General features: G+C 50.2%; 11 protein-coding genes and 2 pseudogenes. 7 read left to right on the forward strand and 6 right to left on the reverse strand.

Features of this window, described 5'->3' with window-relative positions:
- The first annotated feature begins 83 nt into the window (after positions 1–83).
- Together metC and yghB are read left to right on the forward strand one after the other, a co-directional pair.
- The gene (metC, locus tag ACQG1Y_RS19690; protein WP_015571868.1) at positions 84–1,271 is read left to right on the forward strand and encodes a cystathionine beta-lyase; all 1,188 of its coding nucleotides are present in this window, start codon (positions 84–86) and stop codon (positions 1,269–1,271) included.
- A gap of 142 nt (positions 1,272–1,413) precedes the next feature.
- Positions 1,414–2,073 (forward strand): DedA family general envelope maintenance protein YghB, encoded by a 660-nt coding sequence (gene yghB / locus ACQG1Y_RS19695; RefSeq protein ID WP_015571869.1) that lies wholly within the window; start codon positions 1,414–1,416, stop codon positions 2,071–2,073.
- A gap of 45 nt (positions 2,074–2,118) precedes the next feature.
- On the opposite strand, the gene ACQG1Y_RS19700 is transcribed toward yghB, so the two are convergent.
- Positions 2,119–3,018, reverse strand: coding sequence for an AraC family transcriptional regulator (locus tag ACQG1Y_RS19700; protein ID WP_017382749.1), 900 nt, complete (start codon positions 3,016–3,018; stop codon positions 2,119–2,121).
- A gap of 195 nt (positions 3,019–3,213) precedes the next feature.
- On the opposite strand from ACQG1Y_RS19700, the gene yqhD reads away from it, so the two are divergent.
- On the forward strand, positions 3,214–4,377 hold the full coding sequence (yqhD, locus tag ACQG1Y_RS19705; RefSeq protein WP_077580039.1) for an alcohol dehydrogenase: 1,164 nt from the start codon (positions 3,214–3,216) through the stop codon (positions 4,375–4,377).
- 105 nt (positions 4,378–4,482) lie between these two features.
- Positions 4,483–5,310, forward strand: coding sequence for a 2,5-didehydrogluconate reductase DkgA (dkgA, locus tag ACQG1Y_RS19710; RefSeq protein WP_003862493.1), 828 nt, complete (start codon positions 4,483–4,485; stop codon positions 5,308–5,310).
- 86 nt (positions 5,311–5,396) lie between these two features.
- Here dkgA and ACQG1Y_RS19715 read toward each other — a convergent pair.
- From ACQG1Y_RS19715 to ACQG1Y_RS19725, 3 genes and pseudogenes are all read right to left on the reverse strand, one after another.
- Positions 5,397–6,407: pseudogene (locus ACQG1Y_RS19715) on the reverse strand (radical SAM protein); the annotation flags it as partial.
- A gap of 114 nt (positions 6,408–6,521) precedes the next feature.
- A complete protein-coding gene (locus ACQG1Y_RS19720; protein ID WP_000140246.1) occupies positions 6,522–6,851 on the reverse strand; it encodes a hypothetical protein in 330 nt (109 codons plus the stop codon).
- A 204-nt stretch (positions 6,852–7,055) separates the two neighbouring features.
- A complete protein-coding gene (locus ACQG1Y_RS19725) occupies positions 7,056–10,331 on the reverse strand; it encodes a P-loop NTPase fold protein (RefSeq protein ID WP_021242119.1) in 3,276 nt (1,091 codons plus the stop codon).
- Between the two features lie 858 nt (positions 10,332–11,189).
- Here ACQG1Y_RS19725 and ACQG1Y_RS19730 point away from each other — a divergent pair.
- Positions 11,190–11,486, forward strand: a complete 297-nt coding sequence (locus ACQG1Y_RS19730) for a helix-turn-helix transcriptional regulator (RefSeq protein WP_017384073.1) — start codon at positions 11,190–11,192, stop codon at positions 11,484–11,486.
- A 517-nt stretch (positions 11,487–12,003) separates the two neighbouring features.
- Here ACQG1Y_RS19730 and ACQG1Y_RS19735 read toward each other — a convergent pair.
- Together ACQG1Y_RS19735 and pcoA are read right to left on the reverse strand one after the other, a co-directional pair.
- Positions 12,004–13,080: an IS110 family transposase gene (locus ACQG1Y_RS19735; protein ID WP_000227969.1), complete on the reverse strand. Its 1,077-nt coding sequence runs from the start codon at positions 13,078–13,080 to the stop codon at positions 12,004–12,006.
- A 159-nt stretch (positions 13,081–13,239) separates the two neighbouring features.
- Positions 13,240–14,562 (reverse strand): annotated as a pseudogene (gene pcoA / locus ACQG1Y_RS19740) (multicopper oxidase PcoA); the annotation flags it as partial.
- A gap of 233 nt (positions 14,563–14,795) precedes the next feature.
- Between pcoA and ACQG1Y_RS19745 the strand changes: the two are divergent.
- Complete coding sequence (locus ACQG1Y_RS19745; protein WP_016151365.1) at positions 14,796–15,245, forward strand: hypothetical protein; 450 nt, start codon at positions 14,796–14,798, stop codon at positions 15,243–15,245.
- A gap of 288 nt (positions 15,246–15,533) precedes the next feature.
- Positions 15,534–16,271, forward strand: coding sequence for a peptidoglycan DD-metalloendopeptidase family protein (locus ACQG1Y_RS19750; RefSeq protein ID WP_000287501.1), 738 nt, complete (start codon positions 15,534–15,536; stop codon positions 16,269–16,271).
- Positions 16,272–16,277: the final 6 nt, after the last annotated feature.

A 16,277-nucleotide genomic window follows, 5' to 3' on the forward strand; every position in this document is an offset into this window, starting at 1 on the left:
CTTATTCGATAAGCATCCGGATGCACATTCTGACAATCGTGGTAGTCTGGACGTCCAGACGTATAAAAATAGGGTTAGCGAACATGACTAAAAAGCAGCTTGAGACCACGCTGGTGCAGGCAGGACGCAGTAAGAAATACACGCAGGGCTCGGTCAACAGCGTGATCCAGCGCGCCTCCTCGCTGGTGTTTGATACCGTTGAAGATAAAAAAATCGCTACGCGTAATCGCGCGAAGGGTGGGCTGTTTTACGGTCGTCGTGGCACGTTAACCCATTTCTCGTTGCAGGAAGCCATGTGCGAACTGGAGGGCGGCGCGGGCTGCGCGCTGTTCCCGTGCGGCGCGGCGGCGGTCGCCAATACCATTCTGGCGTTTGTGGAACAGGGTGACCACGTCCTGATGACCAATACCGCCTACGAGCCAAGCCAGGACTTCTGCACCAAAATACTCAGCAAGCTCGGCGTCACCACCAGCTGGTTCGATCCGCTGATTGGGGCCGGTATTGCCGCGCTTATTCAGCCCAACACGCGCGTTGTGTTCCTGGAATCTCCCGGCTCCATCACCATGGAAGTGCATGACGTCCCGGCCATCGTGAAGGCGGTGCGCAGCATAGCGCCGGAAGCGATCATCATGATCGACAACACCTGGGCGGCAGGTGTGCTGTTTAAAGCCCTGGAATTTGACATCGATATCTCCATTCAGGCGGCGACCAAATACCTGATTGGCCATTCCGACGGCATGATCGGTACGGCGGTGTCTAACGCCCGCTGCTGGGATCAATTGCGTGAAAACGCCTACCTGATGGGCCAGATGGTGGATGCCGATACCGCCTACATGACCAGCCGGGGCATCCGTACGCTCGGCGTGCGTTTGCGTCAGCATCACGAAAGCAGCCTGCAAATTGCACAGTGGCTGGCGCTGCATCCGCAGGTGGAGCGCGTTAACCATCCGGCGCTGCCGGGTAGCAAGGGCCACGAATACTGGCAACGTGACTTTACGGGCAGCAGCGGGTTGTTCTCATTTGTTCTTAAAAAGCGCCTGAATGACGCCGAACTGGCAAGCTATCTGGATAACTTTACCCTCTTCAGCATGGCCTATTCATGGGGTGGGTTTGAATCGCTGATCCTGCCCAACCAGCCGGAGCAGATTGCGGCCCTGCGCCCGGGCGGCGAGGTGGACTTCGAGGGGACCTTAATCCGCCTGCATATCGGGCTGGAAAATGTGGACGATTTAATTGCGGATTTATCGGCAGGATTTGAGCGCATCGTGTAAAGTGCTGGCTGAAATGTACTCCCCGGACGCTATTCTGAACACCGCAAGCAGAAAAGTCTGTATGAGATGCGCCTGCGATCAACCCCGACAGGCAAAATTGGGAGTACAATAGCGTTATATCTGCTGTTCCACAGGAAAGTCCATGGCTGTTATTCAAAATATCATCACGGCGCTCTGGCAACACGATTTTGCCGCGCTGGCGGACCCGCATGTCGTCGGGATTGTCTATTTCGTGATGTTCGCGACGCTGTTTCTGGAAAATGGATTACTGCCAGCCTCATTTTTACCCGGTGACAGCCTGCTCCTGCTCGCAGGGGCGTTAATCGGCAAGGGCGTGATGGACTTCGCACCGACAATGGTGATCCTCACCTCTGCGGCCAGTCTCGGCTGTTGGCTGAGCTACCTGCAAGGGCGCTGGCTTGGAAACACTCGCGTGGTGAAAGGCTGGCTGGCGCAGCTGCCGCATAAATATCACCAGCGCGCGACCTGCATGTTTGACCGTCACGGCCTGCTGGCGTTACTTGCCGGGCGTTTTCTGGCGTTTGTTCGTACCCTGTTGCCTACCATGGCGGGTATTTCAGGCCTCTCTAACCGCCGCTTCCAGTTCTTCAACTGGCTGAGCGCCCTGCTCTGGGTAGGCGTGGTCACCACGCTCGGCTACGCGCTAAATATGATCCCCTTTGTTAAGCGCCATGAAGACCAGGTGATGACCTTCCTGATGATCCTGCCGATTTTCCTGCTGGTTGCAGGGCTGGTGGGTACCATTGCGGTGGTGATTAAGAAAAAGTATTGCAGCGCATAAATAAAAGCCGGGTGGCGCTACCGCTTACCCGGCCTCCGTTTCCCCTCAGGCTCCCTGCATGGTTCTTATACGTGACGCATCTTCCCCCGGCGTGACGCCGAAGTAGCGCTTAAACTCCCGACTAAACTGCGACGCGCTTTCATACCCGACCCGCATCGCCGCGGCGCTGGCCTTCATGCCATCGTGGATCATCAGCATCCGCGCCTTATGCAGACGGTAGGTTTTGAGGTACTGCAACGGTGACGTGCTGGTGACAGATTTAAAGTTATGGTGAAACGCCGAGACGCTCATATTGGCTTCCGCCGCCAGCTGGTCAACGCTGAGGTTTTCCGTGTACTGGCTCTCGATGCGCTTCAGCACGCGGCTAATCAGGCTGAAGTGCGTTTGCCGGCTTACCAGCGCCAGCAGCGCCCCGCCGCCCGGTCCCAGCAGCACATGGTAAAGAATTTCGCGGATAATCTGCTTTCCGAGAATACGCGCATCCAGCGGCCTTTCCATCACGTCTAACAGGCGTTCAATCGCGCAGAGAATTTCCTCCGACAGGGTCGCGGAGTTGATACCGCTTGCCGCCATTGACGGCCGGAAAAGTTCGTCCTCCCCAATCTCCATCAGCAGCTCCTGCAACTGGAGGATGTCGACGTTAACGCGGATCCCGGCCAGCGGTACCTCCTCTGTCGCGAAAGTTTCACATTCGAAGGGTAAAGGTACTGTCAGAAGCAGATATTCATTGGTGTCGTAACGGAACACGCGCTCATTGATATAGCCAATCTTATGGCCAGAAAAGAGAAACACGATGCCGGGCTGATACATCACCGGGGTGCGCGTCCCGGGCTGGGTACCGTACAGCAATCGGATATCCGGCAACAGCTCAGCCGAATCATTTCCGTTATCTATCAGTCTTTTAATCTGCGACGTTAGCTGGCGGCAGATGGCATCACGGTTCATTTTCAGTTACTCCGGGTACGGTTTCCGACGCTGACAGTGTGCGCATTTTCTTACCGTTTCTCCAGCGCGCTGTAGAAATGGGCAAGACATCGGCAGGAATGTGCATTGAGAGGATAGCGCCTGCCCGCCACAATGAGCAGCATCAGGTTGCCTTCTGCGCCACCACGATTTTTTACCCACTACAGGGAACAAGCCATGAACAACTTTAATCTTCATACCCCAACCCGCATTCTGTTTGGTAAAGACGCCATCGCCGACCTGCGCGCGCAAATCCCCGCTGACGCCCGCGTGCTGATCACCTACGGTGGCGGCAGCGTGAAAAAAACCGGCGTACTGGATCAGGTGTACAGGGCTCTGGAAGGTCTGGACGTGCGCGAGTTCGGCGGTATCGAGCCTAACCCGTCTTATGAAACGCTGATGAACGCGGTAAAAATCGCCCGTGAGGAGCAAATTACCTTCCTGCTGGCGGTGGGCGGCGGTTCCGTGCTGGACGGCACCAAATTCATCGCGGCGGCGGCCCATTACGCTGACGGCATCGACCCGTGGCATATTCTGGAAACGGGCGGCAGCGACATCAGCAGTGCGATCCCGATGGGCTCCGTGCTGACGCTGCCGGCCACCGGATCAGAGTCCAACAAAGGCGCGGTCATCTCCCGTAAAACCACCGGTGACAAGCAGGCCTTTATGAACGAACACGTTCAGCCCGTGTTCGCGATCCTCGATCCGGTTTACACCTATACCCTGCCTGCGCGTCAGGTGGCGAACGGCGTGGTCGACGCCTTTGTTCACACCGTTGAGCAGTACGTTACTTACCCGGTAAACGCCAAAATTCAGGATCGTTTCGCGGAAGGCATTCTGCTGACGCTGATTGAAGAAGGTCCAAAAGCGCTGAAAGAGCCTGAAAATTACGACGTGCGTGCCAACGTGATGTGGGCTGCCACCCAGGCGCTGAACGGCCTGATCGGCGCAGGCGTGCCGCAGGACTGGGCTACCCATATGCTCGGCCACGAGCTGACGGCGATGCACGGCCTGGATCACGCCCAGACGCTGGCGGTGGTTCTGCCTGCGCTGTGGAACGAAAAACGTGACGCTAAACGCGCCAAACTGCTCCAGTATGCCGAACGCGTGTGGAACATCACCGACGGTTCCGACGATGCGCGTATCGATGCCGCGATTGAAGCCACCCGTCACTTCTTTGAAAGCCTGGGCGTGCCAACGCGTCTCTCTGGCTATGGCCTGGACGGCAGTTCCATCCCTGCCCTGCTGGCGAAACTGGAAGCACACGGTATGACGCAGATCGGCGAGCATGGCGACATCACCCTGGACGTCAGCCGTCGTATTTACGAAGCGGCACGCTAAGCGTTTTTAGGATCCTGACTTTCGTTTTTTGACATTTCGTCCAGACTTAATGCACATCACATCGTCGGAGGTTCCCTCCGGCGATGAGCACCTGAAGGAGGAAAAATGGCAAACCAAACCGTAATCAAGCTACAGGACGGCAACGTGATGCCCCAGCTGGGGCTAGGTGTATGGAAAGCCGGTAACGACGAGGTCGTCTCCGCCATTCATAAAGCCCTGGAAGTCGGCTATCGGTCCATCGATACCGCCGCCGCCTATAAAAACGAGGACGGCGTGGGAAAAGCGCTTGCCAGCGCCGGCGTTCCCCGGGATGAGCTTTTCATCACCACCAAGCTGTGGAACGACGATCAAAAGCGTCCCCGCGAAGCGTTGCAGGAGAGTCTGGAGAAACTCCAGCTCGATTTCGTCGATCTTTATCTCATGCACTGGCCGGTGCCGGCTATCGACCATTATGTTGATGCCTGGAAAGGGATGATTGAACTGCAAAAAGAGGGGCTGATAAAAAGCATCGGCGTCTGTAATTTCCAGGTTCATCATCTGCAACGCCTGATTGATGAAACGGGCGTCGCGCCGGTGATTAACCAGATTGAGCTGCACCCGCTGATGCAGCAGCGCCAGCTTCATTCATGGAACGCCACGCACAAGATCCAGACCGAATCCTGGAGCCCGCTGGCTCAGGGCGGCGAAGGGGTGTTTGACCAGAAAATCATCCGTGAACTGGCGGATAAGTACGGTAAAACCCCGGCGCAGATCGTCATTCGCTGGCATCTGGATAGCGGTCTGGTGGTGATCCCGAAATCGGTCACGCCATCGCGTATCGCCGAGAACTTCGACGTCTGGGATTTCCGCCTGGATAAAGACGAGCTGGGTGAAATTGCGAAGCTGGATCAGGGCAAACGGCTTGGGCCGGACCCGGATCAGTTTGGCGGGTGATCCCCTCACCCTGCCCTCTCCCCGGAGGGGAGAGGGTTAGACCTGTAGGCCCGGTAAGCGCAGCGCCACCGGGCATTGTTACAGGTTTAACCGGTCTTACGTTTTACGTTCTTCTTCGTTCCCGCAACACCGTTCGAACGCTGATGCGCAATAGGCGTGTGCTTGGTCAGCGCCGGGCGCGTGTTGCGGTTCTGGCGGCGCGCTTCGCGCATCTCTTCCAGCGTTGGCGCTGGCACCAGGCAATCACGACGCGAGCCGATCAGGTGCTTTTTCCCCATCTCTTCCAGCGCCTGACGGATCAGCGGCCAGTTTTTCGGATCGTGATAGCGCAGCAGCGCTTTATGCAGACGGCGCTGTTTATCCCCTTTCGGCACCACCACGTCTTCGCTCTTATAACCAATCTTACTCAGCGGGTTTTTGCCGGTGTAATACATGGTCGTCGAGTTGGCGAGCGGCGACGGGTAGAAGTTCTGCACCTGATCCAGACGGAATCGACGCTGCTTCAGCCACAGCGCCAGATTCACCATGTCTTCATCACGGGTGCCGGGGTGTGCGGAGATGAAGTATGGGATCAGATACTGCTCTTTCCCCGCCTGTTTTGAATAGGTATCAAACAGCTGTTTAAAGCGGTCATAGCTGCCCATGCCTGGCTTCATCATTTTGGACAGCGGGCCTTCTTCGGTGTGCTCCGGGGCGATCTTCAGATAACCGCCAACGTGGTGCGTCGCCAGCTCTTTGATGTAGCGCGGATCTTCCACCGCAATGTCGTAACGCACGCCGGAGGCGATCAGGATCTTCTTGATGCCTTTCAGGTCACGGGCGCGACGGTAAAGATTGATAGTCGGCTCGTGGTTGGTGTCCATATGCTCGCAAATGCTCGGATAGACGCAGGAGAGACGACGGCAGGTCTGCTCGGCGCGCGGCGATTTACAGCGCAGCATGTACATGTTGGCCGTTGGACCACCCAGATCGGAGATCACGCCGGTAAAGCCCGGCACCGTGTCGCGAATCGCTTCGATCTCGTTAACAATCGACTCTTCGGAACGGCTCTGAATAATACGGCCTTCATGTTCGGTGATCGAACAGAGCGAGCACCCTATAATTCTGATCATTTAGAAATTTTTTTGCGTTTAAAATCAATGAATTGAAAGATTTCATTTTTCTAAGTCTGATAAAACAGATGAAAACCCAACTGACTATACTCATAAAACTCAATCTTTGCGCTGCTGTACGATACCAGTAATTACAGGTGCCGAGTTTAACATCATGAAAAGTAGCCCAATAATGAATGACGCAACGCCAGCTGCGGTGCCTAACTTCTGACTGAACACCATTGAAACAAAGTACATATTTGGGATAAAAACGGACATAGCAATCACGAAAAGTAACTTATTCAGATAATTATTTATTCGGGTCTTAACCTCAACTCTATCATAAAAAGCCATCGAAACGTAAGCAGTTATCAGTGAATAAAAAGACCATGTCATATAGTTAACCGATTCATTAAATGCCTCTCGCAAAAGCAAAGCACTTTCTGTCATTCCCTACCTCATTAAATCAATAGAAAATAAATCTGAATAATTTATTTTTAAAAGAAAAGAACACAACATAACTTCAGTAGTTATGATTAATCCCTGAATGATTATTTCTTAGCAAGATATAACATGCTTAATGTATATCAGGCAATAAAAAAACTCCCAAAGACCACCGCTGTGGTCTTCAGGTATAGGATTTAAAGAACGAACTCAGTCCGGAAACGTATCACTATCTTCTGTAACGTCCGCTTTCTCTGGTAACATTCTGTTTTTAATATACTGTGAATTCCTGCAGATGAGAGGAAAAATCTCCGAGTTATTCATTATACAACTCGTTGCCGTACGGGCGTCCTCCGGAGACCATGATGAAAATGAAAACGTCTGACGGTCAAGCCATTGAGACAATAATACATTATCAACAGAAGCGCTAAACAGCGCCGCAATAGCCCTGCGTTCAACGGCCTTCTCAGGTTCAATAAACGACAACTCATTATGAAAACGGGTAATAATCGCAATACGGCTGTCAATACGAATATGTCTTTCAAGTAAGACATCGTGCAACTCATCAAGTACAGTCTCTCTCTGGGTATCGTCGAGGCAAGACCACAGAAAATGAATGTTCTCGGCATTTGTGACAACGTCTGGCTCTGCATCACGGAACCATGATGCAAAGATACCCACACTACCTTCCATCCGGATATGCTGCCCCTGAAGTTGCATTTGTTCAAGGATAAAGCGCATGTTCACAGGAAGAACCGTAAAACACTCAATAAGCCTTTCAGAAGAACTAAATACTCCACATGCCAGGGCGTTCAGCTTTTTCTTCAAAATATCAAACTGCTCACCTGACTGATATACGTCATGGAGAAATACTGGACCCATAGCATTCACATCAGACTCAATTATTTTCTCTGACAGTGCTTTTTGACGCTCTCGCACAAATATTAAAAGAGAGGTTGCATTTGTAGCTTCTTTGATGACGTCATACTGACCTTTAACAAAGCTCAGGACAGGTATATTCACCAGAAGACCTAAATCAACAATCCTGCCAACAGCATTTTTGATGTACGGCAGAACATTTTTATCCTTAAGTGCTATAAAGATACTCTCGGCAGTACGTAGATAACGAAGATATGCAGCCAAAGCCAGGTCAAACCGTTCCTCACCAATATGTTCACTGTACGACTCGATACCGGCATAGTTACCATGGAGCACCATGTGAGCAACAGCCTGTGCAGCAAATTCCGCAGGGAAGAGATTCCTCGTCGCCGTATTATTAAGATAATATTGATTTAAAACATTATTATTCCAGTCCGGGCTCAGAACAATTTTTCTGAAATGGATAACGTCCTCAACAACCTGACGATTTTTAAGCGTCATTATTGCAGAGCTAACCTGAGCCCCACCTGTACCATCATTCTTTCCAATTACGTTCTGTACCGCCTTCGATGCAATATTGATATGCCGGATAATTCCCGGATTAAAAAGGTCTATCTGAGGTTGCTCAGCTCCATAGCGTAACATCTCCTCCCGACCGTGATTTCCGATATCTAGTGTGCCAATTTTCAGGTTTGACAAGGTCTCTTCATTATTGACAAGGTATTCCACATAAAATACGCCATCTACAAAATTCTCCATTTTATTCAGTAGTGATTCACCGGCCAGAACAGAGTATGAATCAGCTTCCTGCAGCAACGTCTTCGTGGATTCAGCCTCCAATTTTTCTGAATCCTGAATTTCATCAAGTTTACTCACAATAAACGATATTTGCCTTTCGACGAAAGGCTCTAGGCTTATCCGCCCGTCAGCCATCAGTTTCTGCAGACTCAATACGAAACCTTCATCATTCTTTTCTCTGAGTGAAACAGCATAACTCTGATTCAGCATTTGCACTGCGACTTTGAGTTGCGGTTCGGCGAGAGCCTGACACTTCTCATCCATCCGGCTATAAGAAACCAGCCAGTCTCGCATCTGAATATGTGGTGCCACTCGCTGCCATGCTTCAGCGAAACCCCACAAGGCCGTCAGTTCTTCAAGCCGTGGGATATTTATAGCACCAATCGCGTCTTTAAGAGGCGTATCAAGCAACTCGCTCCTGGCAAGCTCCACCGTGGACTGATAGTGGATGCTCATCAGAAATTCGCTCCATCTTTCTGTATCGTTATTAAAAATTCGGGATATTTGTTGATAAGTTAGCGAGAGCATCTCGTCAAAATCATCCGGAGCAATACCGGGTTCGGTCTGACTAGCTTTGGGATCGCGAAGTAATACTTTAATATCTCGCTCCCCGTATCTGACCACCAGTAAGTAGAGAGCAATAAGAATATGGCGATGATCTTCTGTTGCAGGAACGGTAAGGTTCAGAATATGAATATCATTAACAAACTTCTTCATTAATCGCGGTGTGATACGAGGATACTCAGAGGGTTTCCAGCGCTCAAGCAACACCGTTGCTTCCCGGCACGCTATCCCTGCATCCTCATTTACTGTTTCTTTCCAGTACTGCCTTAACGCTTCCTGCCATCCTGCCGAAATAAGAGGAGGAACCTGAAAACTTACAGGAATCCGCTTTGCAATAAACTCACGCCCGCTGAAACCCGCCACAGAAAGTGAGGCTGAAACCTGTCTTGCCGAATAGGGCACCACTATCCTGAAGTGTTCATGAGTGGCTCCGGCAATAAGCTCCATATCACTCCAGAGCTCTTTCACTTTGTCTGCACTGATTCGGTCCAGATTATCAATGATAAGGATGAAGCGATCTCCATGGGAAATGACCTCTTTGGAGGTAAATCCCTGCAGAGCTTCAGCCAGCTCAATAGCTCCGACCTCCTTATTAACTAGCCAAGTCTCTTCAATCCTGTCAGTACTGTTGCGTTTGAACAAATCACCAATACTCGAATACCCTTTCTTTCTGTACCATTCCATGTTCTGCAGGCATGCCAGTCCTGCGACCATAATGGCAGGAGAAAGAAACGCGGCCACCTCAACATAAAAAAGCCACCCTAATAATGACTCCTTGTTAGTAAAATATTGATTAAGGTCTGTTAGCACATAACGAAGCATCTGCACGGAAAGCAATGACAGTAAAATAAAAACGACGGTCAACCAGCTTAGCCTGCTGCTGACCCTCTTGTCGTATTCAACGATGTTACCCAGAGCCAGATTTTTATACTTATCCAACACATCCCGGGAGCCCGGACATTGTAGGCTGACCCCGTGGTGGATGACATCGATAAGCGCTTTTTTAGTTGAGCCATGATGGTAACGTTCTGCATCAAAGTTAATGAACGTAAAATCATCTTTAAGCTTTTTCTGCAGGAACTTCAATATTGTTGACTTACCTGAACCCAGCTCACCTTCCAGACCAATAATATTGACATCAGGTGTCCTGATGATCTGAGCCACATTCTCTGCAACTTTTTCATGACTGCTGCCTCTAAACATATCCTGGTCAGCGGGTGATTCCGTCTGCAATCGTAGAGTCATTCAGCAATTTCCTTCGTTATAACGTAAGATTCTTTCACTATTAGACACAGTACAGAGCCCACAGCAACCAAATGACTGCAGCCGGGGCAGTTTAGTTTTAAGCATGCATAAGCCGATTTCGATGGAATCCCTTTCACACAATAATATTGAATTGAAGCAATGAAAACATTAATGTGTTTGTTGTGACTAGCTGCAGGGGCCTGGAAGAAATTCCAAAGCCTGACAAACCGGAACAGGGCTTGCTCTGCTCCGGTTTTATCCAGTTCATCTTGAAGCCCTTGTTTTTGTTACATATCCCTGCTCACTCTTTCAGCCATTGTTAAGCTTCTTGTGTGTAATCTGCGAATAATACGGATGCAAAATTGATGCAATGGATTATACATACCTACAGCGCACGTTACGCTGAGCTGAATCGAATTTCAGAGAACGTTCTTCGCTATTACCCTGCCCAGCCAGTTGAACACATTTTATCATCCGGCCCCGAGAGTGACATGTTCTCTGCCTGGTACAGCCTTCATCAGAGTCAAACTAGACGTTATTTACAGGCAAAAGAAGACAGCTACAGAGCTTAAGTCTGACATTATTCGTGGCTGTGTCTGCCTTCGGAGTTTTCAGCTTATCCCGATAACAGCGGTTTTGAAAAATTGACGTTTTTTACACCGGTACATTGCCCGAACGCAATCTCCCCCGTAGCGAAATACCGCCCCGCAGAAAATCGTCCATGCTCGGCATGCCCCTGGAACATCAGCATCTTTTCAATAAAGGTTTTACAGCCTATAGTCTGTATAACACAAAATACACCTTACCTGCTGTATTACAGGGCGGTACTCCCTACTCAGTCTGCGAGGCAGGTCACTTATGAATAATCAGTTCCCGATAAAAACGCTGAACCAGCTCAGACCTGTGCTAATCGGGTTTCGCAAAATCAAGGGCTTCACGCAAAAAGATGTGTCTGAGAGGCTTGGCGTAACGCAGCAAACCTATGCCCGCCTGGAAGCAAACCCTGCTAGCGCCAGTATTGATCGTCTGTACAAGGTATTCAGTATTCTGGGCGTAGAAATAACGCTGTCATCTATTTCCCCTTCACCCTTCATTTCCCACACAGAGATGAGGGGGGCATTTGACAGCACTCCCGCCAGACGGGAGAAATGGTGACTATTAGAAGTTTGCTAGTTTTGTCGAATGACGCCAACTACATGTCCGCATCCATCGAGTAGTGGCTTCAAGCCACGATTGTCACTGCCTCCGCTGCCTTTTTCCAGTAACTCTCTCCTTTTAATTCTAATATTTAGGGGTGTCAACGCAAAGCAGAAACGGCACCTTCTTTGCGAGACAGAAATGACCTGTGATTGCCTGGCCGATTTATGGCAGCTAAGTGCGAGAAGCGGATATAGCGAATTCGCCATTGTACGGGATTAGCAGGTTTACTGAAGCAACCTGCGATGGCGTTATGGCAATAGTCAGTCCCCTGTCCAGTCGGCATAGGTGGCCACCTCGTCACCGCCGGGGATAAACTGATTGAAGCCTCCGCGCAAAATCACTTATTCTTTTCCGTTAATAAAATGCAGGAGCAAAGTCATGACTGGCGAAATTCGTGGGCGAGGCAGGCCACGAAAAACAGAGAGTACCTATACAGGGTAAGGGTGCCAACTTACTGACGCCCTTCTAAGAGTCAAGCTGTTATCGGGATACTGTTGATCCGCCTGTTTTGATTGCGCAGTAACGTGTAAACTTCGCGGGAGATATATCGCTTTAGACAGCGTATCGCTTCCATTTTTGTATGTCCTTCGGCTACACGCCTGGCGACATATTCCTTTGTTTTTGCGTCAGTTCGTAAGCGTCCGATGGCGATGATGTGAAGTGCACTATTTGCAGCACGATCTCCACCACGATTAAGTCGGTAACGGTTCGTTTTTCCAGAAGAAACGGGGACCGGGCTGACACCACACAGTGCCGCAAATCCTGATTCTGATCTTAACCGTTGAGGATTGTCTCCGGCAGTGATCAGCAACTGTGAAGCGCTTTCGTATCCGATAGCATTACGTTTAATCAGCTCAGGTGCCAACTCGTCGACAATTGCCGCAATCATGACATCCAGATCAGCGATTTCGTCATGTAACTCGAGATAGCGTCGGGCAAGGGACTTTAATGAAATGCGATAAACGTTGGTTACATTGCGGTATTCACTGGCATCAGGTCTCCAGGAACCCAGGGTCCTGATGAGCTGCATGCGCGTCATATTTCTGAGCTGTTCACGTAATTCATCCGGGGCAGAGATAATATTTGAATGGATAATCTGGAGAGCGACTCTGCGGGCTGATATTGCTGTTTTTCGGCAAGTTTTTAATACCCGCAGGGACTCAATCATGCCATCACGCGTTTTGGGAGTAACTGTCCTGATGCCTGAGAATGCTGCATGAGCGGCACATTCAGCATCAATTGTGTCACTTTTACCCCGTTTGCGTCGCTCCATCCGGTCTGGAGCAGTCACCTCAAGAACTTCTAACCCGGCGTTCTGAAAATAACGAAGCAAACCGGAACCATAGGTACCTGTGCACTCAACACCAATTCGCTTTAATGTCCCAAACGAGGTCATCCATGCCAGCATCTGCCGGTAACCTTGTCGTGTTGTGGAGAAATACTGAGTCCCAAGGACTTTATTGTTCTGATCTACGACAGCGGCAACGTGCAAATCTTTATGTGTATCCACGCCACCCACAACGGCAGCTTCGGTAACTTTATCAACCATGACAGAGCTCCTGTGAGGAAACAGAGTTGAATCTCCAGACAGATAACCCGGACAGGACAGTAACGAGACAAGCCGTCAGGCCCTTCTTGAGTCACGCGCATCGGTGAGGAGATGCCTCGCATGAAGGCGCTTCCGGCAACCGACGGGTCCAGGGCAGGACACAAAAGGTCGATCGCTGTGTGAGTCAGGATGCGGGAAGGTCTTCATCCGGGAATGATCCATACCGGCCATGCTGCTGTGATCCATGGGCGCGGAGGATGTCCCGCTATCCGGAAGGTCAGCACCGTCCATAGACATCATCTCTCCGCTGTTATCCATGCCTCCCATCTGGCTGTGGTCCATTCCTGCCATATCATGTCCCATTCCCCCCATACCCATATCTTCCATGGTCAACAGAGGACGGGGATCGAGGGGGGGAACGGCAGCACTTAACCCCTCTCTCGTGGCCAGTGTCCCTCGAGCGTAACCGGTCCTGTCCATGGATTGTGCGAAGATGGTATAGGCCTCACCCTGAGGCTCCACAATGACATCATAGGTTTCGGCAACGGCAATCCTGAATTCGTCAACGGTAACCGGGTTTACATACTGGCCATCTGCAGCCACGACCGTCATTTTCAGCCCGGGGATACGGATATCGAAATAGGTCATTGCCGAGCCGTTGATAAACCGTAAGCGTATCTTTTCACCGGGACGGAACAGTCCGGTCCAGTTTTTCAGCGGGGCCTGCCCGTTCATGAGATAGGTGTAGGTGTAGCCACTGACATCCGCGAGGTCAGTCGGATTCATTTTCATTTCAGCCCACATTTTCCGATCGGCAATGGTGGCTGACAGCCCCCTGGTATTCACGTCGCGGAAAAAAGAGCCAACGGTTGGTTTATTGAAATTGTAGTAATCCGACTGTTTTTTTAATTTTTTCAGCAGGCTGTGAGGATTTTCATCGGTCCAGTCAGACAACATGACCACATGCTCACGATCGTAAGCAAACGGTTCTGGCTCCCTGGCATCGATGATAATGGCACCGTATACCCCCTCCTGTTCCTGCAGACCGGAATGGCTGTGGTACCAGTAAGTCCCGTTCTGCTTAACCTTAAAGGTGTAAACGTAGGTATCATCAGGCTCTATGCCCATAAAACTCAGCCCCGGAACACCATCCATATTGGCCGGAAGAATAATGCCGTGCCAGTGAATGGACGTCTGTTCATTAAGACGGTTTTTGACCTTCAGGGTAATGGTGTCACCTTCTTTCCAGCGAAGAACGGGCCCCGGCAGGCCTCCATTGATTGTTTTGGCCTGACGCTCACTGCCCGTGATATTGACGGCCGTTTCACCAATGGTCAGGTCAAACTGAGTACCCTGCAGGGATGCGGCAACTGGCAGGCTCAGACTGGAACGCGCATTGAAACTCCATACGCCAAGACTTCCGGCTACGCCAGAGAGGGTTAACCCCTTCAGGAAAGTTCGTCGAGACGTTTTCAACAGCATGCGCATTCCCTTATTTAAAGTATGGTTACTGACAGAATTCGAGAACCGATTTAAATTAAATTACTGGTTCATCCACTTACAATGAAATGAATCTAGCACACCTTAAGAAACAAATTCATTACAATCGTGTAATGTACGTGGCTGTATTACATTTACGTCATCTTCCCCACAGGTTGATTTTTTTATATATGATCATAAGGACATCTTTTATGTACCTCAGAAGGTAATTACACATGAATATATTAATCACGACCACTGCGTTTACAGCTTTATTTTGTGGGGCAGCTTTTGCTCAGTCCAGTGATATTGCCCATGAAGCACATCGATTTGTTAATAATGCCTCAGCCGTCAGTCATGTGAACTCCTCGACGCATGAAAACTTACCGGACAGGGTTAATAAAAACAACACGCCCTCATTCTCTGAAATGAATGAACATGAAAGGGCCATTGTTGCTCATTCATTTATGAACAACAGCGCGTCCTATGTGCATCAGAAAATGATTGAGGAACATAAAAAAATGCTGTCCGGCAGTGATGCAAATTCAAAGACCTCGTCTTCTTCTTTTAACGAACTGAATGCCGGAGAAAAAGCCGCTCTCGTGCATGAGCAGGTCAATAATGCCGGTGCGGAAGCACATCAGACGCAGGCAAGAAAGCTTCGCGGGCTGTATTCGACCAGGTAACTGCAGGCGGGTTAGTGCTTAGCATCAGGTGCGCAGCAGGGCTTTACTGACGGGTTACGTAGCAGGACATGAGCCCCATATTGCTCTGCCGTAACCTGTTTCAGTCCCGTTAATCATCACCGTCGGGCTGGTCATACAGTTCCCAGAGCTTCAGGAGCAAACGGGAAACAAGATATGTTACAAAAATGACGACCATCAACGGTGCTCCCGATTAACTGACAGATGACACGCCTCCTGAAAACCCCTAGCATACGCCGCAGTGTTCATGCTAACGGCGAATTCCAGTAAATGTATTCTACCGATGTCGTAAAAGAAAATGCCTACCTTTCAGCCACCCGCTCGGGGCTGGAATCGAACGAGATCGCTACTCTTCAGCGCTCCTTGCCTTCCCGGTTTAATCTGCGGCATTTGAAAAAAAATGAATCATTAAAACTCGTACTGCAAAAGAAAGCGGGAAAATCACGTGTCGTGGCCTATAAATTTACGTCCGGTTCATTTAATTACACGGCGTATCGTATATCAGATAAAAAGTTCTATAACCTTTCCGATACTTCCGGGAAAGGCAGTCTCGATTATCCGTTACCGGCCACAGCAAGACTCAGTTCGCCTTTCAATCCTGCAAGACTTAACCCGGTATCGGGAAAAGTGAGTCCCCATAATGGCATTGATTATTCCATGCCCATGAACACGAAAATAGTCAGCGTCATCGACGGAAAAATCACCCGGGCCGAATACAACAGCACCATGGGATATTTTGTTGAAGTAACAGGAAAAGCCGGTGTTAAAACTCGCTATCTCCACCTCAATAAAATACTCGTTACTAAAGGGGCCAGGGTTACCCGGGGAGGCGCTATTGCGTTATCCGGTAACAGCGGACGTTCATCCGGTCCTCATCTGCATTACGAGCTGGTCATCAATAACAATCCTGTTAACTCACTGGCGTTCCGGGCAGCGGCACCCGCTGATAACAAACTTGAACAGCATGCCTTTGCGCATGCCAGAGACTACGAACGATACCTGGACTGATAACGG

The sequence above is a fragment of the Enterobacter cloacae complex sp. 397G4 genome (assembly GCF_050031515.1).
Lineage (GTDB): Bacteria > Pseudomonadota > Gammaproteobacteria > Enterobacterales > Enterobacteriaceae > Enterobacter > Enterobacter hormaechei_C.

Excerpts from the sequence above, each read along its gene's own strand:
- metC (WP_015571868.1), top strand. The coding sequence starts at position 84 with ATGACTAAAAAGCAGCTTGAGACCACGCTGGTGCAGGCAGGACGCAGT.
- yghB (WP_015571869.1), top strand. The coding sequence starts at position 1,414 with ATGGCTGTTATTCAAAATATCATCACGGCGCTCTGGCAACACGATTTT.
- ACQG1Y_RS19700 (WP_017382749.1), bottom strand. The coding sequence starts at position 3,018 with ATGAACCGTGATGCCATCTGCCGCCAGCTAACGTCGCAGATTAAAAGA.
- yqhD (WP_077580039.1), top strand. The coding sequence starts at position 3,214 with ATGAACAACTTTAATCTTCATACCCCAACCCGCATTCTGTTTGGTAAA.
- dkgA (WP_003862493.1), top strand. The coding sequence starts at position 4,483 with ATGGCAAACCAAACCGTAATCAAGCTACAGGACGGCAACGTGATGCCC.
- ACQG1Y_RS19720 (WP_000140246.1), bottom strand. The coding sequence starts at position 6,851 with ATGACAGAAAGTGCTTTGCTTTTGCGAGAGGCATTTAATGAATCGGTT.
- ACQG1Y_RS19725 (WP_021242119.1), bottom strand. The coding sequence starts at position 10,331 with ATGACTCTACGATTGCAGACGGAATCACCCGCTGACCAGGATATGTTT.
- ACQG1Y_RS19730 (WP_017384073.1), top strand. The coding sequence starts at position 11,190 with ATGAATAATCAGTTCCCGATAAAAACGCTGAACCAGCTCAGACCTGTG.
- ACQG1Y_RS19735 (WP_000227969.1), bottom strand. The coding sequence starts at position 13,080 with ATGGTTGATAAAGTTACCGAAGCTGCCGTTGTGGGTGGCGTGGATACA.
- ACQG1Y_RS19745 (WP_016151365.1), top strand. The coding sequence starts at position 14,796 with ATGAATATATTAATCACGACCACTGCGTTTACAGCTTTATTTTGTGGG.
- ACQG1Y_RS19750 (WP_000287501.1), top strand. The coding sequence starts at position 15,534 with ATGTATTCTACCGATGTCGTAAAAGAAAATGCCTACCTTTCAGCCACC.